The organism is Formosa algae (genome assembly GCF_001439665.1).
Taxonomy (GTDB): Bacteria; Bacteroidota; Bacteroidia; order Flavobacteriales; family Flavobacteriaceae; genus Formosa; species Formosa algae.
In genome coordinates this window covers 17,168-42,740 of record NZ_LMAK01000077.1, presented here as the reverse complement: position 1 = coordinate 42,740, position 25,573 = coordinate 17,168, and the positions used below count along the sequence as shown (strand labels likewise).

Annotated in this window: 23 protein-coding genes and 1 tRNA gene; 11 read left to right on the top strand and 13 right to left on the bottom strand. The window is 33.3% G+C overall.

Annotation, left to right across the window (positions count from 1 at the left end):
• Positions 1-178: 178 nt before the first annotated feature.
• The 3 genes from AST99_RS16685 to AST99_RS16675 form a co-directional block, all read right to left on the bottom strand.
• Complete coding sequence (locus tag AST99_RS16685) at positions 179-1,207, bottom strand: dipeptide epimerase (protein WP_057783735.1); 1,029 nt, start codon at positions 1,205-1,207, stop codon at positions 179-181.
• A 463-nt stretch (positions 1,208-1,670) separates the two neighbouring features.
• Positions 1,671-1,916: a hypothetical protein gene (locus tag AST99_RS16680; protein WP_157486438.1), complete on the bottom strand. Its 246-nt coding sequence runs from the start codon at positions 1,914-1,916 to the stop codon at positions 1,671-1,673.
• A complete protein-coding gene (locus AST99_RS16675; RefSeq protein ID WP_057783732.1) occupies positions 1,892-2,080 on the bottom strand; it encodes a hypothetical protein in 189 nt (62 codons plus the stop codon). The genes AST99_RS16680 and AST99_RS16675 overlap by 25 nt, the downstream gene beginning before the upstream one ends.
• A 340-nt stretch (positions 2,081-2,420) precedes the next feature.
• Between AST99_RS16675 and AST99_RS16670 the strand changes: the two genes are divergently transcribed.
• Genes AST99_RS16670 through AST99_RS16660 form a run of 3 tightly spaced genes read left to right on the top strand, consistent with a single transcriptional unit; the run spans position 2,421 to position 6,261 of the window.
• Positions 2,421-4,271, top strand: a complete 1,851-nt coding sequence (locus AST99_RS16670) for a peptidase MATCAP family protein (protein ID WP_057783730.1) — start codon at positions 2,421-2,423, stop codon at positions 4,269-4,271.
• 2 nt (positions 4,272-4,273) lie between these two features.
• Positions 4,274-5,326 carry an ATP-grasp domain-containing protein gene (locus AST99_RS16665; RefSeq protein ID WP_057783728.1) on the top strand — a complete coding sequence of 351 codons (1,053 nt, stop codon included), beginning with the start codon at positions 4,274-4,276 and terminating at the stop codon, positions 5,324-5,326.
• Positions 5,327-5,367: 41 nt separating this feature from the next.
• Positions 5,368-6,261 (top strand): M14 family metallopeptidase, encoded by an 894-nt coding sequence (locus AST99_RS16660; RefSeq protein WP_057783726.1) that lies wholly within the window; start codon positions 5,368-5,370, stop codon positions 6,259-6,261.
• A gap of 404 nt (positions 6,262-6,665) precedes the next feature.
• On the opposite strand, the gene AST99_RS16655 is transcribed toward AST99_RS16660, so the two are convergent.
• From AST99_RS16655 to AST99_RS16645, 3 genes are all read right to left on the bottom strand, one after another.
• Positions 6,666-7,136: a DUF421 domain-containing protein gene (locus AST99_RS16655; RefSeq protein WP_057783724.1), complete on the bottom strand. Its 471-nt coding sequence runs from the start codon at positions 7,134-7,136 to the stop codon at positions 6,666-6,668.
• A gap of 142 nt (positions 7,137-7,278) precedes the next feature.
• Positions 7,279-8,124: an SDR family oxidoreductase gene (locus tag AST99_RS16650; protein WP_057783722.1), complete on the bottom strand. Its 846-nt coding sequence runs from the start codon at positions 8,122-8,124 to the stop codon at positions 7,279-7,281.
• Between the two features lie 444 nt (positions 8,125-8,568).
• On the bottom strand, positions 8,569-9,054 hold the full coding sequence (locus tag AST99_RS16645) for a YciE/YciF ferroxidase family protein (protein ID WP_057783720.1): 486 nt from the start codon (positions 9,052-9,054) through the stop codon (positions 8,569-8,571).
• Positions 9,055-9,362: 308 nt separating this feature from the next.
• Here AST99_RS16645 and ku point away from each other — a divergent pair, with 308 nt between their 5' ends.
• Genes ku through AST99_RS16630 form a run of 3 tightly spaced genes read left to right on the top strand, consistent with a single transcriptional unit; the run spans position 9,363 to position 13,162 of the window.
• Positions 9,363-10,136 (top strand): non-homologous end joining protein Ku, encoded by a 774-nt coding sequence (ku, locus tag AST99_RS16640; protein WP_057783718.1) that lies wholly within the window; start codon positions 9,363-9,365, stop codon positions 10,134-10,136.
• 6 nt (positions 10,137-10,142) lie between these two features.
• The gene (ligD, locus tag AST99_RS16635) at positions 10,143-12,575 is read left to right on the top strand and encodes a DNA ligase D (RefSeq protein WP_057783716.1); all 2,433 of its coding nucleotides are present in this window, start codon (positions 10,143-10,145) and stop codon (positions 12,573-12,575) included.
• A gap of 11 nt (positions 12,576-12,586) precedes the next feature.
• Positions 12,587-13,162 (top strand): DUF421 domain-containing protein, encoded by a 576-nt coding sequence (locus AST99_RS16630; protein ID WP_083495718.1) that lies wholly within the window; start codon positions 12,587-12,589, stop codon positions 13,160-13,162.
• 63 nt (positions 13,163-13,225) lie between these two features.
• Here the strand turns inward: AST99_RS16630 and AST99_RS16625 are convergent, their stop codons facing one another.
• Positions 13,226-13,672, bottom strand: coding sequence for a response regulator (locus AST99_RS16625; RefSeq protein ID WP_057783714.1), 447 nt, complete (start codon positions 13,670-13,672; stop codon positions 13,226-13,228).
• A gap of 521 nt (positions 13,673-14,193) precedes the next feature.
• Here AST99_RS16625 and AST99_RS16620 point away from each other — a divergent pair.
• The 3 genes from AST99_RS16620 (at position 14,194) to AST99_RS16610 (ending at position 18,997) form a co-directional block, all read left to right on the top strand.
• Complete coding sequence (locus AST99_RS16620) at positions 14,194-18,174, top strand: PAS domain S-box protein (protein ID WP_057783712.1); 3,981 nt, start codon at positions 14,194-14,196, stop codon at positions 18,172-18,174.
• Between the two features lie 197 nt (positions 18,175-18,371).
• Positions 18,372-18,536 carry a lmo0937 family membrane protein gene (locus AST99_RS18645; protein ID WP_057783709.1) on the top strand — a complete coding sequence of 55 codons (165 nt, stop codon included), beginning with the start codon at positions 18,372-18,374 and terminating at the stop codon, positions 18,534-18,536.
• An 11-nt stretch (positions 18,537-18,547) separates the two neighbouring features.
• Entirely contained in the window at positions 18,548-18,997 is a 450-nt protein-coding gene (locus AST99_RS16610; RefSeq protein WP_057783707.1) for a response regulator, read from the top strand.
• A 437-nt stretch (positions 18,998-19,434) separates the two neighbouring features.
• Here AST99_RS16610 and AST99_RS16605 read toward each other — a convergent pair.
• Positions 19,435-19,508 (bottom strand) — tRNA-Met (locus AST99_RS16605).
• A gap of 136 nt (positions 19,509-19,644) precedes the next feature.
• Between AST99_RS16605 and AST99_RS16600 the strand changes: the two genes are divergently transcribed.
• Positions 19,645-20,031, top strand: coding sequence for an START-like domain-containing protein (locus AST99_RS16600; protein ID WP_057783705.1), 387 nt, complete (start codon positions 19,645-19,647; stop codon positions 20,029-20,031).
• A gap of 54 nt (positions 20,032-20,085) precedes the next feature.
• Positions 20,086-20,928, top strand: coding sequence for an aminotransferase class IV (locus AST99_RS16595; RefSeq protein ID WP_057783703.1), 843 nt, complete (start codon positions 20,086-20,088; stop codon positions 20,926-20,928).
• On the opposite strand, the gene AST99_RS16590 is transcribed toward AST99_RS16595, so the two are convergent.
• From AST99_RS16590 to AST99_RS16570, 5 genes are all read right to left on the bottom strand, one after another.
• Positions 20,925-21,485 carry a YqgE/AlgH family protein gene (locus AST99_RS16590; RefSeq protein WP_057783701.1) on the bottom strand — a complete coding sequence of 187 codons (561 nt, stop codon included), beginning with the start codon at positions 21,483-21,485 and terminating at the stop codon, positions 20,925-20,927. The genes AST99_RS16595 and AST99_RS16590 overlap by 4 nt on opposite strands.
• 123 nt (positions 21,486-21,608) lie before the next feature.
• Positions 21,609-21,881 carry an HU family DNA-binding protein gene (locus AST99_RS16585; protein ID WP_057783700.1) on the bottom strand — a complete coding sequence of 91 codons (273 nt, stop codon included), beginning with the start codon at positions 21,879-21,881 and terminating at the stop codon, positions 21,609-21,611.
• A gap of 187 nt (positions 21,882-22,068) precedes the next feature.
• Complete coding sequence (fmt, locus tag AST99_RS16580; RefSeq protein ID WP_057783698.1) at positions 22,069-23,016, bottom strand: methionyl-tRNA formyltransferase; 948 nt, start codon at positions 23,014-23,016, stop codon at positions 22,069-22,071.
• A gap of 42 nt (positions 23,017-23,058) precedes the next feature.
• Complete coding sequence (locus AST99_RS16575; RefSeq protein ID WP_057783696.1) at positions 23,059-24,972, bottom strand: RecQ family ATP-dependent DNA helicase; 1,914 nt, start codon at positions 24,970-24,972, stop codon at positions 23,059-23,061.
• Positions 24,972-25,514, bottom strand: a complete 543-nt coding sequence (locus AST99_RS16570; protein ID WP_057783695.1) for an AAA family ATPase — start codon at positions 25,512-25,514, stop codon at positions 24,972-24,974. The genes AST99_RS16575 and AST99_RS16570 overlap by 1 nt, the downstream gene beginning before the upstream one ends.
• Positions 25,515-25,573: the final 59 nt, after the last annotated feature.

The following is a 25,573-nucleotide window of genomic DNA, read 5'->3' as shown; positions in this document are numbered from 1 at the left end:
AACCGCCACTGCACCGTTAAACATTTTAGCTTCATATAGTTTTGTAAAATACTGATCTAAAGTATCGTTTTGTACCTTATCACTTAGATGTACAAACTTCTGATTTTCTTCCTTACAATGACTTAGTGTAAGTACTAAAAACACAAGAATAATAAACTGACATGTCTTATACATAACTTTAAATATTATCCCAATTGGGATTTATTAATCCAATTCCGCTGGTATCGTTAAGATGAATGATTCCGTTTTTAACATCATGACCTTGGTAAGGATCGTTAGCCACACCTAAATTACCATCTAAATCGATCCAATCTGCCATAGCTCCTAAATGTGCAGCAGCACCTATTGCGCATGAGGTTTCAGACATACATCCCAACATTATTTTTAAATTTAAAGATTTGGCCATTTTAGCCATTTTAAAAGCTTCATGTAACCCTGTCGATTTCATTAATTTAATATTAATACCATGATAAAAACGACTAGCCGTTTTCACCTCTTCTAACCGTTGTATTCCTTCATCTCCAATTAAAGGCAACGGACTTCTCGAGACCAACCATTCCATATCTGAATATGCTGTTTTTGGCATAGGTTGTTCGATAAACACTATATTTTCGTCCTCTAGCCATTCTATTTTATCAAGTGCTTCTTCTTTATTTGTCCAGCCTTGATTGGCATCTACAAACACTGGTTTATCAGTCACATGTCTTACAGCTTTAATAATTTCTTCATCATTATCTCCGCCCAGTTTAATTTTTAAAAACTGAAATGCATCGGCTTCTGCTACTCGTTGTTCAATAATTTTAGCACTATCTATTCCTATTGTTTTACTGGTTTTCAATTCTGCTTTTGGCAAATCAAAATACTGATATAAAGGCACATTTTCTATTTTCCCTATAAGATCATGTAACGCCATATCTATAGCCGCCTTAGCCGCTGTATTACCTTTGGCACGACAATCTAAATATTCTGAAATGCTTTCTAAATTAAACGGATAAGAAATCGTACTAAAATCTAAGGTTTTAATAAAGGCTTGTGCCGACGCTATAGTTTCGCCATAAAGAGGAGGCATAGATGCTTCCCCATAACCTTCAAAATCGTTATATTTTAATCTGACTAATACAAGAGGAGTGCTCGTTCGAGCTCCTCCTGCTATTCTAAACACGTGCTTTTTAAGTAAAACGTACGGTTTAACTTCAATTGATATCATCTAATAACCAGAGTTTTATGGTTCAATATTTGGATTTGAATTAATCTCTGATAATAGAATTGGAAGTATAAGTTTATAGTTTGGAATCACTAATTCTTGATCTAATTAAACTAGTGTAACATCCATTATATTTCTATTTAAATCAATTCATTATCAAGGTTAAATCTAGGCTAATAAATATTCATTTCAGAAATAAGTATACACTTTTGCTAAAAAAAGATACTAAAGCTTTAATTTTTATATAAAACAAAAAAACAACTCCTGTTTTTATGCGTTTATTTGATAATAATTACAAAAACTAAGTTCGCTTTAGGAGAAGTATAACCATGGAGAAAAGCTTTTCATATAGTTAACAATCTAGTATAAATTATTAGGGAAATAAAGTAACCCCAGTACTTCGCAATACATAATATCCTTTAAAATAGAAATAGCCTTTCTTGAAACTACTCTCGAATTACTTTTCTCATACTATTTGTAGCATCGCTGCCACCGTTTCACTAAACACTATATGCGCTCCGACAAGCTGAACATAAAATGGAAACTTTGGAAGTTTTGGCGGATTGTCATGTATAGTAAACATAAGTTTCCATCCCATCGCACCAAATAGCCCTGCTAAAAAACCAAAGACTAAAGCATATAAAAATTCTGGAAGCACATGAATAATGTTTTTAAAAAGAAAATATCCTAATAAAAACACCATCCAATCCATATACCAAAATCAGATTTTTTAATAATACTTGCCCGATTTACCAATTGTTTTAAACGATTAGGTTCACTAAAATTAACATTGAGAGCGTGAGAGATTAAATACGAAAACCCTGTCATGAGTACTACAGCTACTGTATTAATAAGTAAAAATTTTAAAACAGTCATAAAGCAATATTTTTGAGTTAGTTCTATCTGTTCAATTTAAAAGAACTAATAATGAATCATAATTGCAAACACAAATTTAATTAACGTAATCAATTGAATTGTAATTTTTTAACAATATAAATCCCTCAGACAATTCCAGTCTTTAGAGTTAATAAATCTTTGCTTTAGGCTAAACTAGCCTATAGATAGACAGTATTTTAGTCAAGCTCATTTAAGTGAAATCTTTATGCGCTTCTAAAGCACAAGCTAACATTAAACATATAATTAAGACTTGCTTGAACGCAGAAGATTGATGAGTGCATATTTTATCATATAAAATTAATTATAAGAATACAATATTATGATCAACACAGAGGTATCTCCAGAAAGTATGCCAACAGTAAAACAACTCATTCCTAAATTAGAATGTGGTGCAAAAACTGTTACTAGATTACCCCATGGCGGATTTCTATTTTTAGAACATGATGTACCCTCATTACTTATTTATCGGAAAAAAGAAAACGATTCTGGCACCGACAGATTAATACGTGCAGGAGCATCTTACCTTATTGTTGGCTCAGAATCATTTCAGTATTATAAAACCTTTATCGAAGATCTTACCACATTAATGTCGGATAATTTTGGCTCGTTTATACTGTTAGAAATTTTTTCTGGCAACACGGGAAGCCAAATGTTTAAAGTAAGAGGACCGTCGCATAAATTACCAGTGTCTTTGCAAGTATTAAAAAATGAATTACTTAAAATAAAATCCAGACAGTATAATGTAAATTTAGATGTGTGTGTTGAACAAACAAAAACACGACAAACTGTAAGTGAAAAGCCGTTGTTAGAAATTTCTCATATTAAACAACGTGGAGCAACGCTTATCGGCTTAGAAGTCCCGCCTGTTTTTAGAGACGAGCACGGGCAGGTGTTTCCATTGTACTTTAGAGACTTTCAGGATCAATTTATTACAGCAATACAACGTGCAGTATTCGAATTCGTAAGAGTACAAACCACCTCTAGCCTTACCAACTATCACGCCCTAGGGAAACGTTCTATTCATGAAGAAGTATTTAAAATAGACAAACAGCTAACCGAAATTGAAAATAGTTACCAATTTTTATTATTAGTCGCGCCGGTTAACATACAAGTGCTACGCCAACAGTTTTTCGATTCCCAATTTAAAAAATTAGACCGGTATCATTATCGTCTGCTTCCCGTAGATCCTGATATTCTTAAACGAAAATTATACGACTTACGTATCGACGAAATAGACGATCCTGCTATATCTTTTTTATTCGATGAAAAACGAGCAGAAATAGATCAAGAGCTTACAATGCTAAAAGAACGTGGTGCTAAAAACTTTTTCTACAGCAGTATTCGCCTATATAGCGGACTGGATAAAGCTTTGTTAGCAGAAGCTGAATTGATTCTTCAGAATATACCTGAAAATCATAATGAAAGTCAACACGCTCTAATTGATACTTCCGAATTTGGAAAATTAGCAAAACAAGAGTTTGATTATTTTAAAGATCAGGACTCCCATTTTAATTCCAAAATTCATATTCGAGACGATGTAAACATCATGATGGTGTCTAAGGGAGAACTGTATTTACCATCAGACTACACCATGAGTAAAAATGATGCAAAGGCACTTATACAGCATGAAATTGGCACACATGCCCTAACCTACTACAACGGATCACAACAACCGTTAACACAAATGGCTTCAGGACTTGCTAATTACGATGCTTTACAAGAAGGTATAGCCGTATTAAGTGAATATTTGTCGGGCGGATTGTCTGGAAATCGGTTACGAATTTTAGCCGGCCGTGTTGTAGCTGGTGCAGCCTTAATGAATGGAGCCGAGTTTCACGAGATGTTTTTCAAGCTGTATTCACAATACGATTTTACTAAAGAACGAGCCTTTAATATTACCTCAAGAATGTTTCAAGGCGGAGGCTTTCTTAAAGATATTATTTATTTAGAAGGCTTAGTGCGTCTTCGCAATTTTCTTATGGAAGGTGGTGAATTAGAACCTTTATTGAGCGGAAAATTTGCACTGCATCACATCGATGTAATTCAAGATCTTCGAGATCGGGGTCTCGTTTTACCTCCTAAAATAACCCCTAGATATTTAAACAATGATGATTTCAACTTTAAAATAGATAAACTTAAGAAGGGCTTGCCCATATCTAAAATGATATAATTATGAAAATTTGTTTTGTTATTAGTGCCATAGAAACCGAAGCCATTGGGACTTCAGTAGTTATTATGAAAAAAGCGTACGAGAGAGGACATGCCTTATATGTAATGGGTGTAGGCGATTTTATTTTTAAGCAGGATGCACCAATGAGTTTTAGGTGTACACATGTAAAGAAAAATTTAAAATATAAAACTGTTGAAGAGTTTTGGACTCAAGTACAAGAAGACGCCAACAAAAAAACAGTTATTACCAGCGAAGACTTAGATGTATTATTTTTAAGAAATAACCCTACCGAAGAGACGGACGATAGAAAATGGGCTGAGCATAGTGCTATAGCTTTTGCTCGGATGGTTCAGCAAGAAGATGTTTTGGTCTTGAACGATGCATTTGCCATGTCTCATGCCTATATAGATAAACTGTATTTTGAAGAATTACCTTCAGAAATAAAACCCAACAGCCTAATTACTCGCGATATAAACGATTTACTTCAGTTTTGGGAATCCGTAGGAAAACAAATGGTTTTAAAACCTTTAGAAGGGTCTGGCGGACAGAATGTATATCTTATTGGAGAAGACAAGAAAAATATACATCAGATTTTCGAAACCTTAATCAGTCAAGGGTACGTTATTGCTCAAGAATTTTTACCAGAAGTATCAAAAGGCGATGTCCGTGTAATTCTCATGAATGGAAAGATTTTAGAAGAAGATGGAGAAAAAGCTGTGATTCGTCGTCTTAATAAAGACAAAGATGAATTTAGGAGTAATTTATCCTTAGGTGCTACTGCTAAAAAAGCAAAATACACCAAGAAAATGCAACATATAGTTGAAGTGACAGCTCCTAAACTAATCAAAGACGGGTTATTTTTTGTAGGCTTAGATATTGTAGATGATAAACTTATCGAAATAAATGTTTTAAGTCCTGGTGGATTAGATCATTGTGAAGAAATTGGAATGCCAACCTTTACCACTACAATTATTGAAGCGATTGAGCGTAAAGTTGAATATAAAAAACTCTATAAAAATAAAATTTCCAATAAAGTACTCGCGACCATGGATTAAGTTCTGTAATAAATATATTATTTCAATAAAATTAAGAAACAATGGAAACCAATAGAATTATAGGGCAATATACAAGTAACAACAAGGGGCCGTTACTTATCGTAACGGCTGGAGTACATGGAAATGAACCTAGCGGAATACAGGCTTTGAAAGCTGTTTTTGAGAAATTACATAGGGAGCATCCTATTATAAACGGTACGTTTATTGGGATACTAGCAAATACAGCAGCAGCAAAAAATGGTGTGAGATTTATAGACGAGGATCTTAACCGCACATGGACTGACAAAAATTTAAAACAGAGAAATAATGATACGAGTGAGAAACGAGAAATGTTTCAGCTCATTGAAGTTTTAGAATCGCTGAATGACACTAATTTTACCAATCATTATTTTATGGATTGTCATACCACATCTTCGGATAGTTTACCGTACATGTCTGTGCAGGATGTTGGACAAAATTTAAAATGGGCTCAACAGTTCCCGCTTCATATAATTAAAGGATTTTCAGATATTGTTGAAGGTACTATCGACGGGTATTTTAGTAAAAAAGAAATTACAGGTTTTACAATAGAAGCTGGTCAGCACGACAGTGAAACGAGTAAAATCTATCACGAAGGCATGATTTGGATGCTACTTGAAAAGGCGTGTAATTTATATGTAAAGGATTTAGAATCAACTCCATCAACTATTGAAGCCACAGTTAAGAGCACTAACAAGCAACGCACATTTAAAATTATTCATCGCTTTGGACTAACTCCAAAAGACAATTTTAAGATGCAGTCCGGATTTGAGAACTTTCAACCAATTTATAACGGACAACATTTAGCTACCTTAAATGGTACAGAAATTTATAGTACTTGGGATGCATTCATCTTTATGCCTTTATACCAAGCCAAAGGAAATGATGGCTTTTTTGTAATTGAAAGTATTGAATGATGAAAATTCAGGTGATTTTCACTTAATTAAATGGAATTAAAATAGGCTAAATTGGTATAACCTTTCATTAGTACACGATACGCTAACACCCTGTGTAACCATATAAATATCATGTGATTGACACAACATTATTACTAAGTAATTTATGTTTTATTTAATAGTTTGTGTACGTAACGTTATGCTCATCGATGATGCAGTAATTACTTTTGAAAATATAGTCTCATCAACTTTTAGTGGTATAAATTATTAAAAAGAATCCTCCTATAAAAAAGTGTACTAACCAACCTAAAACTTCATACTTTGTGTTTTCTTTTTGGTATAGAATATGGCCACTCATTACTTTAGAAATAAGAATATTCTCTCTTTATATAGAGACTAATGCTTCACTAGAACAGAAAATAGGCCTAGAATTTATTGTGGGGGAATTTTTCATGATTAGGTAAATCCTCAGGCAGAATGGAGTGCTCTAATTTAGGGTTCTCATATTTATAGATACTCAGATTCCCTGATTGTTCATAATAGGCATGTTCGACTTCTGACAAATATTTAATTCCTGCTTCTCTTAACAGCATATACACTTCGAATTTATCAATCTGATCATCGGAAAAGTTATCGTAAAGTAATGCGCCTGATTCTACAAGTTTCATAACTTTTGGATGTGTTTTTTTTCTAACCGATTCAGATTTAATGGATAAATGAACATATAGCTTTTGTAAGCCACCAATTAAAGTGATAACCAACAAAGCCACCGTTAATGGAATAGATGGATAAAACATGCTATCTCCAACAGCACTTCCCATACCTACAACTATTAAAGTGTCGGCACTACCTAAACCGCCCACAACACGCTTCCCTATCCAATTGATAATAAGCATGGTATAGCTTAAAATGATAAGAACGCGGATTATAATTTCGACATATATCAGCAAGTCATAATCCCCAAATAACATGTTTAATATATCAAACGAATAGTCATTTGAATCCATCATAATACACCATGTATTAAATTAATGATTGTTATCCCCCTATAATTTCACCCCCATTAACGTGAATGAATTGCCCCGTAATATAACTGCTATCTTCACTAGCTAAGAATACATATGCGGGACCAACTTCACTGGGTTGCCCTGCTCTAGCTAAAGGCGTATCTTGTCCAAATTCAGATACATCATCAAAACTCGAAGGGATTAATGGTGTCCAAATCGGACCAGGAGCCACACCATTAACACGGATATTTTTAGGAGCCAATTGTGCCGACAACGATCTGGTAAAACCTACTATTGCCCCTTTCGTACTAGCGTAATCTACCAAATGTTGGCTCCCTCTATAGGCTGTAACCGAACTGGTATTTATAATGGTATCGCCTGCCGTTAAGTGATCTAAAGCGGCTTTAGTTAAATAGAAATATGGATAAATATTGGTCTCGAATGTTTTATGTAATTGATTTTTGGATATATCCTGTAAAGCATCTTGTGGAAATTGCATGGCCGCATTATTAACCACTATGTTTAATTGACCATATTCCTCAATACAGGCTTGAACGCAATGTTCACAATTAACGGCATCAGATACATCCGTTTTAATGAGTAAACATTTACGCCCCATGTTCTCGACTTCCGCATGAATTGCTTCTGCGTCTTTTGTTTCTTCTAAATACACAATAACAATATTAGCGCCTTCTTTTGCAAAGTGCAATACAGCGCTAGCCCCTATTCCACTATCGCCACCAGTAACTAAGGCGACTTTATCTTTTAACTTACCCGAACCTTTATAATTTTGTCGTATCAGAGTAGGCTGCGGCATCATTTTATGTGCTTCACCAGGTTGTGTTTGGTCTTGCTCTGGAAAATCCTTTTTAGTCATAGCTTTTAAATTTATGGTTTTTTCAAATTAAAAACTTAAACTAAATACACACGAACCTTTTCAAATTAAAAATTAACTCAAAAACTGCCACCCACAATCTAATAGATGAACTAGAAATACACTTGACTTATCAAACGCTTTAATTATAACGATTAAACGACTATACAAAAAACAAGGAATAATAAAGCAAAATATAATAAACTGAATTTCATACAATTAACTTAAAAACCTTATTTAGCTCCTTACCTCCTGCTTTAAAATAGAACTATGTAATTAATAATATTAATAATGAAGCTGATTTAAAATAAACACCTCTTCAAAACGCAAAAATTAACCGCTTAGATTTAAGCGGTTAATAAATAATGTATTTAAAAAAAACGGCCTATTTAATGATAAACTGAGGTAAACAGTATCTAATTATAGGCCATATGTCTACGCATTAAATTAGCTCATCGCTTTTTCATTAAGTCTACTTTCTGCTAATTTATCTAACTTATTATCTGCGTCATACTCTTCGTCTAGTGTTTTTTGCAATTTTGAAGCAATATCATTATACCCCAATTCTTTAGCATAACGAACCGCAGTACCATAACCAGAAATCTCATAGTGTTCTACACGTTGCGCTTCTGCTATAAGACCTGCATCCATTACCTCTTTGGCATCTGCTTCATCCATAAAACTTTCAGTTTCTTTAATTAAGCCTTTCATGGCTTTACACGTTTCTCCCGTAGCAGAAATGTCTAATGCATCACAAATTTCCTCAAGTCTTTTTTTATGACCTTTAGTTTCTTCTAAATGGCTTTCAAAGGCTTCTTTTAACTTACTGTCATTTGCTTTTTTCGCGACTTTAGGGAGTGCTTCAATTAATTGGCTTTCTGCACTATATAAATCTTTTAACTGGTGTTCGAATAAATCTTTTAATGTCTTCATGGTTTTTTGTTTTTAATTAATACTGTAAAATTATTTTCAAAAAGACGTCTCCATTAATCTCAAAAATAAAATTCTTAACTCAAATGATTTTACCTCAGCACACACTAAATCAAATCATTAGAAATCCGATACCGATATAAAAAAAATCAGTTGAGTTAATTTAAAATGCTTCCATATTCTAATTTTAAAAGGAGAATAACACATTGAAAAACCATAGGTATACACCATAATATTAGCGTGACTTTGCGCTATATATGATGCTATAAAATTCAATTAATGATTTATATATTAATAAAAAACATAACATTATGAGGTCAGTATGGAATGGATCAATAAGCTTCGGCCTAGTATCAATACCTATAAAAATGTATTCTGCTTCAGAGGATAGAGCCTTGGATCTGGATATGCTTGACAAACATGATGGCGAACGCATTCGCTACAAGCGCGTCAATGAAAAAACAGGTAAGGAAGTCGAATGGAAAGACATTGTAAAAGGCTATAAAAAGGATGAAGGCTATGTGGTTCTTGAAAAAGAAGATTTTGAAAATGCCAATGTAAAAAAAAGTAAGACTATAGATATCGAAGAATTTGTTGAAGAAACGGAGGTAGCCGATGTACTTTTTAAAAAACCCTACTATCTAGAACCTCAAAAGGAAGGTGGCAAAGCTTATAATTTACTTCGTGAAGCCTTGAAAAAGACGGGTAAATTAGGCGTTGCAACTTTTGTAATGCGCCAAAAGGAAAATTTGTGTTTAATTGGTGTGTATAAAAATGTAATGGTGCTTCATGTTATAAGGTTCGATGATGAAATAAGAGACACTAAAGGAATTAAAGTACCGAAAACAAAAAATGTGGCCAAAGAAATTGCAATGGCTGAATCTCTTATTGAAAATTACACGACTACATTCAATTTTACTAAGTACAAAGACATCTATAATTCGCAATTACTAAAAATTATAGAATCTAAAGCCACCGGTAAAACAATTAAATCTGAAAAAGTTGAAACAGAACCAACCGCCGCAAAAGATTTAATGGCTAAATTAAAAGCGAGTCTAGAACAAAAGAAAAAGAAAGCATCTTAATAAACTATGAGTCTTGATGAATATAGAAAAAAGCGCACTTTTAAAAACACGCCAGAACCTCAAGATGTTTACAATTCTGAAAACAAATACAGATTTGTAATACAAAGACATCGCGCAAGTCATTTACATTATGATTTAAGACTAGAAATGGAGGGTGTCCTAAAAAGTTGGGCTATTCCCAAAGGCCCTTCTATGAATCCTGAAGCGAAACGATTGGCAATTCACACGGAAGACCATCCGGTATCTTATCTTTCTTTTCAAGGCGTAATACCAAAGGGCAATTATGGTGCTGGTAAAATGACTATTTGGGATGAAGGCACTTTTGAAAGTTTATACGATAATGACAACCTGACTTCGGATTATTTAAAAGGGACATTGAAACTTGTTTTTAGAGGAGACAAAATAAAGGGTATGTTTACATTGGTTCGCTCTAGCTCCACGCACAAACAAAATCAGTGGTTGTTTATTAAGCATAAAGATGAGTACGCTACAAACTTACTTTATGATGCTGAAGATTATGTCGTTGAAAATTTTAAACCACATGTCACCAAGAACACGTCCGAACCCCATTTAAAATCCATTATAAAACCAATGCTGGCCTCACCAGCAAAGGACGTCTTTAATGATAAGAACTGGATTTACGAATTAAAGTATGATGGCTATCGCGCTTTGGCCAATGTAGATTCTGATACAGTCTCACTCTATTCACGAAACGGAATATCTTTAAATTCAACTTTTAAAATCATTCATGACGAGTTAGAAGCGATCGAGCATACCGCTATTTTGGATGGAGAAATCGTTATATTAAATAGCGAGGGTATTCCTCAATTTAACGCCCTTCAAAATTACGATCCAAAAACAACGAAGGGTCATCTTAATTACTTTGTTTTCGACTTGTTATACCTTAACGGTCATAGTACAACAGACTTACCGTTACTAGATAGAAAGAAATTACTTAAAGCATTATTACCAGAGTCTAATCATATAACCTACTGCGACCATATTGTTGGAATGGGGAAAACAGTGTACGACAGAGCAATAAAGCTTGGAATGGAAGGTGTTATGGCTAAAAAGGCAACCTCTAAATATTATACAAACCTTAGAACCCCAGAATGGCTTAAATTTAAAAATATTGAAACTATTGACACCCTTATTTGTGGGTATACAGAATCTAAAAACAGCTCTAGACAGTTTGCATCCTTAATTTTGGGAATGATTGAAGATGAAGAATTAATCTATGTGGGGACGTGTGGCTCTGGATTTTCATCCCAACAAATTAAGGCGTTACATCAACAATTTGAGCCCTATTTAACGGATACAGCCACATTTAAAATTTTACAACATTTAAAAGGCAGAATCGCGCATTGGATGATTCCCAAATTAATATGCGAAGTAAAATTTACGGCATGGACAAAAAGCGGTGTGATGAGACATCCTGTATTTTTACGGATGCGAGAAAATAAGTCTGTTCCGGTTAAAAGTCACAAAGAACACCAAGAGCTCCCGCTCAAAAAAACGACTCCCTCTTCTGACACGACGTTAGAGATTGATTCTATTCAGGTACCGGTTTCTAATCTTGATAAAATGTATTGGCCCGATGCACAATTGACCAAATTTGACGTGTTGGATTATTATATAAAAATGTCGGATTATATCCTGCCCTATTTAAAAGACAGACCTCAAAGTTTACATCGGCATCCCAATGGTATTAACGGATCTTCTTTTTACCAAAAAGATAACACCCATTTACCCGAATGGATAGATACTTTTAAAATCCATTCCAAGTCGGCCGAACGTGATATCAACTATTTACTGTGCCAAGATCAGGCTACGTTAACCTATATGAATAACTTGGGTTGTATTGAATTACATCCTTGGCATTCCACAATTTACCAATTAGATTATCCAGACTATACCATTATCGATTTAGACCCTTCAGATCAAAACACTTTTGAACAGATTGTTGAAACGGCCCAAGCTGCAAAATTGGTACTTGACAGCGCTCATATTAAAGGGTATTGTAAAACTTCTGGTGCATCTGGACTCCATATTTATATTCCTTTAGGTGGAAAATACACGTATAAGGAAGCACGAGATTTCACTAAACTGCTGTGCTATTATATCCAAGAACAACTCCCCGGATTAACCACATTAGAACGTGCAATAAAAAAAAGAGGTCCTAAAATTTATTTAGATTATTTACAAAACCGAAAAGGACAAACTATAGCATCAGCGTTTAGCTTAAGAGCCAAAGCAAATGCTACAGTATCGACTCCAATAGACTGGAAAGATGTGAATACCAAACTAAAAATTGAAGATTATACCATAACCACTGTGCCCAAATTGTTCAAAAATAAACCTGATACTTTTTTAAATATTCTGGATAAAGGCATTGATATGGAAAAAGCATTAGATAATCTAACGCAGACAAAATTTTAAATGAATACCTTATGAATACATCAAACTTATTATATTTATCTAGTATCGCTAATCAATCTGCAAAAAAAGCAACTGGACTTTTTGATTCCGATTTTCAGTCTATTCTTTTAATACTTTTATCCAGCACGGGTATTTATCTAGCCGTAATTGTGTATACTAGAATTTTCGGGAAACGAAGTTTCTCTAAAATGTCCAGTTTCGATTTTGCAATGACTGTGGCTGTTGGTTCTATTATCGCAACTACCATATTATCTGAAACTGTAAGTTTATTTGAAGGCGCTGTAGGATTATTAATGGTTTATATTCTTCAACTAGTAGCAGCATATTTACGCAGATATAGCTGGTTTGAAAAACAAATAGATAACCAACCTACACTAATAATGGATGGGCAAACAATTCTTAAGAAAAACTTGGAAGCGGTACGTTTAACAGAAGGCGACTTACGATCAAAGCTTAGAGAAGCAAATGTAACTAAACTCTCTGAAATTAAAGCCGTAATTTTTGAAACCACAGGAGATCTTGTCGTCCTTCATAAAAAAGATAATGATGCTATTGATCATTGGATTATTAATGATGTTAAGCGATAGAGATTAATGAAATTGAGATATAATGTATTGGGAAACTGTGACTTTTATGTATTGCTAGACACATTAAATACGAAATAGAAAAGTGTCTTTGCTTAAATGTTCAATATGGCTTTGCCAATTAAACTGAATAATTTTTTCTAAAGTCTTTTTTAATACAGTATAACTATTTGGCTTATTCACGTAAATACTAGCTCCGTTAGAAAAAGATTCATTAATATCTTTATCCGCCTTAGAGGTAGAATACATCGCTATTCGTATATCCTTTAATTTCGGATGATTACGAATATCTCGTAAACATTCCATTCCATTTTTTATAGGCATATTAACATCAAGAAATATTAAATCAGGAAATATAATGTCTGTTTGAAACAGATAATCAATCAATTCCTGTCCGTTTTTAAAGAGTAATACATTAGCTTTTACAACTAATTCATCCAAGGCTTCACTAAAAAGCATTCTGTCATCCTCATCATCGTCCACTAATATAATATTACATAAATGATCACTCATTGAGAAAGGAAATTTTAGTTCTGATAAATGTAAGATTTTTTCTTTAATAATTGTTTGACCTTATTTTATATTCACTTCTCAAAATAGTAATACAAACCATCACCACCCTAAACTTTACAGGAGTCTTATTTCTATATGAAAAATTTAAAGAGTTCAAATTTCTCTTATAACTATCATTTTTTCGCTTAATCTATACAGCAAGAGATGCACGCTTTTTAATTAAATAAAAAAAATAACTGACTTAAATTTTCTTTAAATTAGCTATATAAAAGTAAACAAATATAACATCCTTAACATACTGCATATTTTTATTGCAGATAAGGTCGAGGGAAATTGTCTGTTTTTTTTAAGTTAATTGTAGACTTGTTTTATGATTTAGGAGTACACTATCACATACAAAAACGTAGTGTTTCCTGTTTATTTAAATATAGTATGCTTGAGGCTAGTAATACAAAAGGTTCTAATAATCTAAAAAGCAAAAAGAGAAACCTGTATGCTCCAATCTTATAATGAACACGTAAATGAATAACAAAAACGCACCGCTCTATTTCCTAAACGAAGGTGGAGATATGGGAAAACATATTAGAGCAAAAGATTGGAGCAAAACACCTTTGGGTGACGCAAGAGATTGGCCAATAAGTTTAAAAACTATGGTCTCTGTAATGTTGGAAAATCCAATTGGAATGTACATTGCTTGGGGTAGAGACTATACTCAACTCTACAATGATGCCTACCTGCCAATATTAGGAACAAAGCACCCCAATGCCTTAGGCTTAAGTTCTAAAGAGACATTTTTAGAGACTTGGCACAATACAAAACCCATATTCGATCGTGTAATGGATGGTCATCCTGTACGAATTTCAGATCAGATGCTACCTATTAACCGAAACGGATGTATAGTAGAGTGTTATTTCGATTTTACCCACAGTCCCATACGCATTGAAAACGGAGACGTTGGAGGCATTTTAATTACAGTTACTGACACAACTAATACAAAGAGCGCCGAAAATAAATATAAACTAAGTGCAAATCAACTTCAATTTGCTATTGAGGCTACTGGTCTCGCTACTTGGTCTATAAACCCTGTGACGAAAAAATTCACTGGAAATGATATATTTAACGAATGGCATGGCTTACCTCCAGGTGCTGAATGTAGTTTAGAAACGGGGTATAACATGGTAATAAAAAATGATAGAGCATCCTTAATAATTGCTATTGAAACTGCTTTAGAATTTTCAACAGGAGGAAAATTAGATCATCAATTCAGCATCATCACCCCAACTAACAATCAATTAAGAGTTGTAAGAGCCAAAGGACAAGTTATCTATAATGCAGATAAAGAGCCTATAACCTTTACAGGTACATTGCAAAACATTACCGAAGAAGTTATTGCTCGTGAACAGAAAGAAGAAAACGAAAGAAACCTACGCCTAATGATTTTGCAGGCACCTGTTGCCATAGCTATTTTTCGTGGACCTGATTACTTGGTTGAAATTGCGAATACCAAGGCTTTGGAACTTTGGGGAAGAAGAGAATCAGAAATATTAAATATAAACTTATTTACTGCGATGCCCGAACTTAAATCGCAGGGAATTATGGAGTTTCTTGATGGGGTAAGAACCACTGGTGAACGATTTAATATTGATGAACTGCCTGTTGAAATAATGAGAAATGGAAAATTGGAAACGGTTTATATTAGTTTTTCTTATGAAGCATTATATGACGGCGATGGAAAAATAAATGGTGTTATGGCTATAGGAGTGGATGTAACCAACCAAGTAGAAGCCAGAAAGATAATTGAAGAAAGCGAGCAAAGTGTTAGGGCATTAGTGGAAAACACTCCATTTCCTATTGGGGTTTACACAGGTAAAGAACTACGTATCACTTTTGCTAATCAATCCATAATGGATGCTTGGGGGAAAGGCAATGATGTTGTTGGTAAATTATATACTGATATTTTACCTGAATTCGAAAATCAACATATTTTTGAGCAACTACAAGAGGTCCTTAATACAGGTAAAGCCTTTCATGTAAAGAATAAGCGTATTGATTTAGATACAAATGGCGTTTTAAAATCCTATTATTATAATTATAGCTTCACACCTTTATTTGATGCCGACGGAAATGTATATGGTGTTATGAATACAGCGGCAGAGGTTACAGAACTTAACCTTGCGAAACTAAAGATAGAAGAAAGTGAAAAGCGGTTCCGAAATTCTGTGGAACAAGCCCCTTTAGGTATAGCCATTTTTAGAGGCCCAGATTTTAATGCCGAAATGGCCAATCAAAATTATTTATTACTTGTAGACAAAACAGAAGCGGAATTTATTGGCAAACCCCTTTTCGAAACACTACCAGAAGTAGAAGATTTGGTCGCCCCTTTATTTGCTGAAACCATACAAACAGGTAATCCATTTTATTCTTCTGAGTTGCTTGTGTCTTTAAAGCGTAATGGAAAAATGGAAGATGTGTATTTCAATTTGATTTATCATCCTCTAAAAGAAGAAAACGGCGGAATTTCTGGTATTATGGTTGTCGCAACAGAAGTTACATCGACTGTAAAAGCCAAACATTTGCTTGAAGAAAGTGAAAGGCATTTTAGAAATATGGTCATGCAATCTCCTATTCCAATGACTATATTAAAAGGAAAATATCATATTATAGAATCGGCTAACATTGCCATGTTTGAAAACGTATGGCGCAAAAAAGAAAAGGACCTTATTGGACGATCTATTTTAGATGTCTTTCCAGAATTGAAAGCACAAAAATACCCAGAATTATTGAACACCGTTTATAATTTAGGTATTTCCCATACCGAAAAAGAATCTATGGCCTTCGTTATGGGAGATGATGGTATGAGAAGAATTTATTTCGATTTTGAATACAAAGCATTGTTAGAGCCTGATGGAGAAACATCTGGTATAATGATTACTGTAAACGACGTAACCGACAAAGTGGAAGCACGCCAAAAGGTTGAGGAAGCAGAAGCACGATCCCGTTTAGCAGCCGAAGCGACCAATCTGGCGACATGGGAATTAGATTTAAACACCCGTAATATAATCCATTCACCGAGATTGTCTGTCATTTTCGGACATGACGAGTCTACCAAACTTACCCACCAACAAATGCGCGATCAGATACATCCTGAAGATTTACATGCTGTCGTCGAAAAGGCATTTGAAGAGGCCTTAATCACTGGGATTTACATTTACGAAGCTCGGCTAATAAAACCAGACCATTCCTTCTGTTGGATTAGAACCCAAGGAAAAGTGTTTTATGATGACCAGAAAAGACCTATTAAAAAATTTGGAACATTACGTGATATTACTAAAGAAAAACAGCATCAGCAAGCACTTAGTGAAAGTGAACTTAAATTTAGATTACTCGCAGATTCCATGCCTCAACACATATGGACTGCCGATGCAAAAGGGCTAGTAAATTATTTTAATCAATCCGTATTTGACTATACAGGCTTAACACCAGAACAGATTAATTCTAATTGGTTACAAATTATCCATCCAGATGACCAAGAAGAAAATATTAAAGCTTGGTTAAATGCAATTAATACTGGCACAGATTATTTGTTTGAACATCGCTTTAGACGATATGACGGAACATACAGATGGCAGTTAAGTCGCGCCATACCACAAAGAGATAAAGAAGGCGAAATAACAATGTGGGTAGGTACGAGTACAGATATCCAAGATCAAAAAATGTTCACAAATGAACTTGAATATCAGGTATTTCAAAGAACAAAAGAGCTCAACGAGAAAAACTCAGCTCTAGAAAAAATGAATAAAGAGCTACAATCATTCGCCTATATTTCTAGCCACGATTTACAAGAACCTTTACGTAAAATTCAAATCTTGGCCTCTCAGATAATGGACAGAGAAGAGCAATATCTCTCAGACCATGTAAAAGATAAATTTCATCGGATGCAAAAATCAGCTCATCGGATGCAAACGCTGATTCAAGATTTACTTTTGTATTCTCGTACAGATATTAAAGACAGCAAATTCGAGACGGTAAACCTAAAATCTATTATTGAAGAAGTCGAAGAAAATTTGAAAGAAGATCTGAAACTTAAAAATGCCACATTTAACTTGGGGCAAGTGTGTGACATAAAAGTAATCCATTTTCAATTCAGACAGTTAATATTGAATCTCGTAAGTAATTCTCTTAAGTTTTCTAAAAAGGATACACCTCCTCAATTAAGTATAAGCTGTGAAGTTGTAAAAGCAAAAAAGCTGAAAATTGAAATGAAATTGCCAAGAAAAAAATATTGCCATATTATTTTTTCAGATAACGGTATTGGTTTCGATCCAGAATACAGTAGTAAGATATTTGAAGTTTTTCAACGTTTACACGGCAAAGAACAATATAGCGGTACAGGTATAGGCCTTGCAATTGTTAAAAAAATTGTAGATAATCATAATGGTATCATTACAGCCACTGGAGTATTAGGACAAGGCGCTAGATTTGATATTTATATACCTGCATAAAACTGCTTATTTAAAGTATTGCAATATCTAATAAAAAGATAAGTAGTATTTACTTATTAAAAACACGTTTATTTTGGGATGTAATGGATTGAGTTAATAAAACCCATCATATGGATTAAATAGAAAATTTAATTCCATTTAGATTTGTAATGTAACATCCAAAATGTGTGTGTTATATTAATTTAAAAACTTGAATTATGAGAAGTATACTTTGGTTAGTAGCAGTGATATGTATTATCGGTTGGATTTTAGGTTTCTTTGGTGTTATAGCAGGAATGGCAACAGGGAGTTTAATACATATTCTTTTAGTAATTGCAGTAATAGCAATTTTATATAATATTATAGCGGGAAGACGACCTTAAATTTAATAGCTATGTTTCAGGAACAATTGTTACTATATTTAGCTGATGATGATGAAACTGACCGCACGTTTTTTCAAGAGGCTTTTGATACTATCATTTCCGATATAAATGTCATTAGTTTTGACAATGGGGTGACTTTAATGGACAATCTTTTAAATGAAAACAATCCGCTTCCACAAGCCATTTATTTAGATCTAAACATGCCATTGATGAATGGCATAGAGTGTTTAAGTGACATCAAGAACGAAATAAAACTTCAAAATATTCCTATTTTTATTTACTCTAGTACTATAGATAGTTCAGTGATAGATCAATTACAAAATAATGGCGCGAATCTCTATTTAGTGAAACCAAATTCCTTCGATAGATTGGTATCAACACTACGTCATAGCCTAGATTATTTAGAATCTTATTGTAATAAAAAAATAGTATTATTCGACAAATTTATTGTAAATAATTAATTAAACGGATTACAAAACTACTTTACTGTCTCTAATCAAAAACAGGTATTAAATTATAGTTTCAATACTTACGTTTTAGTGATAAAGTAAGTTACATAATTCTAAAAATTGGAGTTTTATAACTTAACCTATAAGCATAGTTAGTAGGTCTTATTGCTACAATCACACTTGATTTTGGAACATTTATAATAAGATCTGTCTGTGGCTATTAAGCCAACAACTAATCTCCAAAAGTAGCAGAAGCGGGAACCTAGCCTTGTTATATCGTTTAACTGTGCGAACTCCCTCATTTTTTTGATAAATTATTAACCTCAAATCATGCCTATTAAAATCAAAATAAATAAGCATGCAAAAGCAATACTAATTTCATTTTATTCACTCTATTATACACAAACAAAATAGGCTTCACATTTCTGTGAAGCCTATTATAATTCTAGTAGCGAGAACGAGATTTGAACTCGTGACCTCTGGGTTATGAATCCAACGCTCTAACCAACTGAGCTACCTCGCCATATTTTGAGGGTGCAAATATAACAACATTTTCAATATGTACAAACATTTTTTAATAAAAGTTATTTTTTATTTAATTTATCAAGAAAGTATCTAATTAATGTATATATTGAGCCCAATAATTTTTGAATTAACACATGGAAGATAAAATAAAATTTGAACTTGAATTCCCAATTCACGCCTCTCCAGCCCTATTATACCAATATATTTCTACTCCTTCTGGATTATCTGAATGGTTTGCTGACAATGTAAATTCTAGAGGTGAACTTTATAAATTTATTTGGGACGGTGCAGAAGAACAAGCTAAAGTATTAAGTAAAAAAAGTGGTGAACGTATTAAATTCAAATGGTTACATGACGAAGACGAACCTTATTTCTTCGAACTTCGTATTCAAGTAGACGAAATCACTAAGGATGTGTCACTTATAATTGTAGACTTTTCTGATGAAGATGAAGTTAGCGAAACTAAAATGCTTTGGGAAAATCAAATTTCAGATTTAAAGCATGTCTTAGGCTCAGCATAAACGTTTTTTATATATTTTAAAGTATATTTGCCCGAAACTATTCGGGCATTTTTTATGATTAATTTTAACGGTACAATTCAAGAGAACAATACAGTTTTAAAGTCTAACAATAGAGGTTTTGCTTATGGTGATGCCTTATTTGAAACCATTAAAACCTCATACGGAAAAATTCTATTTTGGGAAGATCACTATTTCCGTTTAATGGCATCTATGCGTATTTTACGTATGGAAATCCCTATGCACTTTAACATGGAGTTTCTTGAAGATGAAATTAAAAATACGCTTGAAGCAAATCATTTAGCTGCAGCTTCTGCACGTGTAAAACTTACAGTTTACAGAAACGAAGGCGGACTATATTTACCAGAAACAAACGATATCTCTTTTATTATAGATGTTAAACCTTTGGCAGACGATTTCTACATGATTTCTGAAGCCACTTACGAAGTTGATTTATTTAAAGATTATTACATCTCTCCTAGCCTATTGTCTACCTTAAAGACCAATAACAAAGCGTTACATGTTGTAGGAAGCATTTTTGCGAAAGAAAATAATTTACAAAATTGTTTAACATTAAACACCAACAAAAATGTAATTGAAGCATTAAATGGGAATGTATTTGTTGTAAAAGGAAATACGATTAAAACAGCCCCTTTAAGCGACGGTTGTTTAAAAGGTGTAATGCGCACACAACTTTTGGGCATTATTAAAACTATGCCTGAATATGAGCTTGTAGAGGCATCTATATCTGCATTTGAATTGCAAAAAGCAGACGAAATTTTTATAAGTAATACTATTGTGGGAATACAACCCGTAACAAAATATCGTAAAAAGAATTTTACGAATACGGTTTCTAAATCACTGATTCAGAAATTGAATGTAAAAATGAGATTAAATTAATTATAACTAGGGTTTTCGGGTGCATTAGACCAAATACTATATTCGCCACCAAACTCTAGCATTTTTTCTTTCCAAAACGATTCGTAATTTTTCTCTATAATCGTATTTTGGTATACATTTTCGGTAACAACCCAAGAGTTAACACTTAATTCTTCGTCTAACTGATTGCTGTCCCATCCAGAATACCCTAAGAAAAATCTAATATCTTTTTCTTCAATTTGGTTATTAGCAATAAGATCTGCCACGACATTAAAATCGCCTCCCCAGAAAATACCTAAAGAAATCTCAATACTGTCTGGAATTAAATCTGGTACTTTATGTATAAAGTACAAATTATCCTGCTCTACAGGTCCCCCGTTGTAAACTTTAAAGTTAGCGTCAATTTCAGGAATTAGGTCTTTAATTGTATAATCCAAAGGTTTATTTAAAATAAAACCTATAGAACCTTCATTGGTGTAATCTGCTAGTAGAACTATTGATCGATTAAAAGATACATCTCCTATAATTGATGGTTCTGCGATTAACAAACTACCTTTTTTTGGTTTAATTGTAATCATATTTCATAGGAATTTATAACTAAATCTAATATTATTTTTGTTAAAATCCAATATTTGATGAAAATATAATAAAAAAAGCCTTCTAAAATAGAAGGCTTTAAATAATATGTATGGAGTAAATGATTAGTTTACAGCACCTGATAATTCAGATCCAGCTTTAAACTTTACTACATTTTTAGCTGCAATTTGGATTGTTTTTCCTGTTTGAGGGTTTCTTCCTTCTCTTGCTGCTCTTTCAGACACTGAAAAAGAACCAAATCCTACTAAAGATACTCTTTTTCCTTCTTTTAAAGCTCCTCCTATTTCAGTAAGTGCACATTCTAATGCTTTTTTAGCTGCAGCTTTTGAAATTCCTGCTTGTTCTGCCATTGCATCGATTAAATCTGTTTTGTTCATAATTTTAAATTTAATTAATTAATAAATCGTTGGTTAAACTTTTAAATCCAATACAAATTTATACCTATTAGTCAACCGAGCAAGTAATAGCAAGGGAAATACGCGTATTTGTTAATAACTTCGAACTTTTGTTAATAACGAATGTGCATTTCATCGATTTATTCCAAAAATGAGCTATGATACGGGTTTACAGCATTTTTGCTTCACTTTTAAATTCGTAACCATTTAATAGGTCTTTTGCTTGCATATTTCGCTTTCCTGGAAGTTTCATAAAATGAATATTTATAAATCCGCCCTTAACAGCTACCTTAATTTCTTTTTTAGTATTCTGAATCGTTCCAGTTTCAAATTCATGAGATTCTAATTCCATAGTCGCCTCATAAATTTTAACATCTAAAGCATCATCTCCGTTTTGTAACACACACCATGCTGCAGGATATGGACTTAAACCACGGATTTTATTATGAATGGCCTGTATATCTGCTGACCAATCTATTTTACAATTATCCCTATTTAATTTATAAGCTGTTTTTAAATCAGAATTTTCAATTTGAGGTGAGGTTTTAACCGCTTCTGCTTCAATTTGCTTTACCGTTTTTAAAACCAATTCGCTTCCTAAATGCATTAACTTATCGTGTAATTGTCCAGCATTTTCGTTCGCTTCAATTTCAATTTCTTCTTGCAGAATCATTTCTCCTGTATCAATTTCTTCATCTATAAAGAATGTAGAGACTCCCGTTTTAGTTTCTCCATTAATTATTGCCCAATTAATAGGCGCAGCACCTCTGTAATTTGGAAGTAATGATGCATGTAAATTAAACGTTCCCAATTCTGGCATGTTCCAAACCACCTTTGGCAACATTCTAAATGCCACAACAATATTTAAATTGGCATTCAATGCTTTCAACTCAGCCAAAAAAGCTTCATCTTTTAAATTTGTAGGTTGCAACACTTTTAAATCTTGAGACACTGCATATTGCTTTACCGCACTTTCGTTTAATTTTCGTCCGCGACCTGCAGGTTTATCTGGAGCTGTAATAACCCCGACAATATTATAGTTATGCTCTACTAATGTTTTTAAAGTGGAAACAGCAAAATCTGGCGTTCCCATGAATACAATGTTTAATGTTTTCATTTTGTTATATATTTTGAAATAACATCTGCTTAAAACTAAATTTTAAGTGTGATATAATTTATATGTATTTGTTTTTGTAACTGCGACAATTTGATGTTCTAATAATAATTTAAGCACACTTAATACATCTGCTTCTGTACAATGTACGGCATTTGCTAAATCTCTAGAGGATAAATGCCCGTGCTCTAAATGTGTGATGATTTGTTTTCTTATGGATGTAAAATCTACTGTCTTTGGTGACTTAGATGGTTTTACAGCTCCAATACAAACCGAACACACCCCACAAGGTTTGGCCTCTTTTTCTCCAAAGTAGTTTAATAATTGAACCGTTTTACAAACACTATCATTATTCACATAATCTAAAACACTTTGTACTTGCTTTTGTTTTAAATTATTTTGTTGCTCTATAATAGACGCTATTCTATTTATTGTTTTATCGTCTTCTCGAGGTTCTAAAAACGTCACTTGAGCATCTGTTTTGGTTTGCTGTAAGGTAATAATTTCATCTTTTGCTAAAGTCTCTAAAGCACGTAAAAGCACATGCTCTTGTATAGACGCTTTGTCTGAAACCAAAGTGGTGTTTATTTTAGTAGCATGTTCAAAAATACCGCCATAGGTTCTTAGTAACGATTTTACTATAAGTTGTAATTCATTATGAGTATCTAAATAATGAAATAACGATTTATTAGATACAACAAACTGTACCAGAGTTTTATTTTGAAATTGCTTAGAAAGTGTAATAATACTCGTTCTATCTAATATTTGAAGCGCATTAAAAGCCAATATTCCATTAAACTTATATGCTTTACAAAACTGATTGAAATTAAAATCGTGAGTGGTTAAAGCGCCTTCTCCGTATGAAATCTGACAATAATTTGATAATTTTCTGTAGACTTGTTTTATAAAACTGATGTTAGGCAAAACATCTAAAAACTGATTTTTAACCAACAAATCATCACTTTTATTCTTTAAAATAACAGCAAATGCTTTGTCCCCATTTCGTCCTGCACGTCCAGCTTCTTGAAAATAACTTTCTAAACTATCGGGTAAATTTAAGTGAATAACGGTTTTAACATCGGGTTTATCTATGCCCATCCCAAACGCATTAGTCGCTACCATAACCTGAATTTTGTTAGCCAACCAATCGTTTAAACGTTCATCTTTTTCATGATTACTTAATCCGCCATGGAATGAAGAAGCTTTTATACCTTTAGATTCTAAAAAATTAGCAATTTCTAGAGTCAGTTTCCGACTGCGCACATATATAATAGAAGATGCTGTATATTTTTTTAAAATGGTTTCTATCCTATAATATTTATCATCTTCATGAAACACCATATAGGCTAAATTAGGCCTAAAAAACGACTGTTTAAATACTTTAGGCTGAATAAAGTCCAATTCAGAGACTATATCTTCAACCACTAAAGGCGTTGCCGAGGCTGTTAAAGCCATACAGTTTACTGTTGGATGTAACTCGCGTAAAGTGGTAATGTTTTTATAAGCGGGTCTAAAATCGTTTCCCCATTGCGAAATACAATGCGCCTCATCTATAGCGATAAGGTTTACATTCATTTGTCTAATACGTTCTTGTACAAGCTCTTGTTGTAGGCGTTCTGGAGAAATATATAAGAATTTATATTTTCCATAAATGCAGTTATCTAACATGGTATCTAACTGACTGTATGAAAGTCCGCTAGTAAGTGCCATCGCTTTTATGCCTTTATCTTGAAGCACCTGCACTTGGTTTTTCATAAGTGCCACTAATGGCGAAATTACAATACAAATACCATCTTTAGCTAATGCAGGAATTTGAAAACACATAGATTTTCCGCCTCCAGTGGGCATCAATACAAAAACATCTTCACCGTCTATAGCAGCCTGAATGGCTTCTTCTTGAAACGGACGAAATTCAGTAAAATTCCAATAGCGTTCAAGTATTTTTACTGGATGCTGCATTACAGCGATTGTATTTCATTTAAAATATAATCGGCTCTATTTTCAACCGTATCAAAAGGCACATCAATTAAAGTATAATTAAACCCTTCGTAAGTGTTTACTAAGCACTCATGAATTTTTAAAGCTTGTTCGAAACTTTCGTAACGCACTGTATCGCTTTTATAAATTTCTTTCCATGGTTTTAATATAAAAATATGATCGTAAGCTAAAGAATCGCAAACATTTTTAAAGGTTTCCGGATATACATCTCCAATAAAATCCATATATGCCAAAACGTCGTGCACACCGCGATCAATAAAAACGTAAGGTTTTACAATGGTATTCGCTTCATAAAACTGAGACTCTCTTCCTTTTAAAAGACGTTCACTAAATAACAAAGGTTCTGTTAAAAACATCTGCTCTACCCCGTCTTCTCTGGCCTGCAAGGTTACTTGCCTAGATATTTCCTCTAAACATGAGTACCCTTTTTTTTGTAATTCATGTATTATCGATGATTTTCCTGTTCCAGGTCCTCCTGTTATAACAATTTTCTTCGTGTTCAATTTGGCAAGGTTTTGGCTGTAAAATTCGTGATTTTAATCAGAAATAAAAAATGCTAATG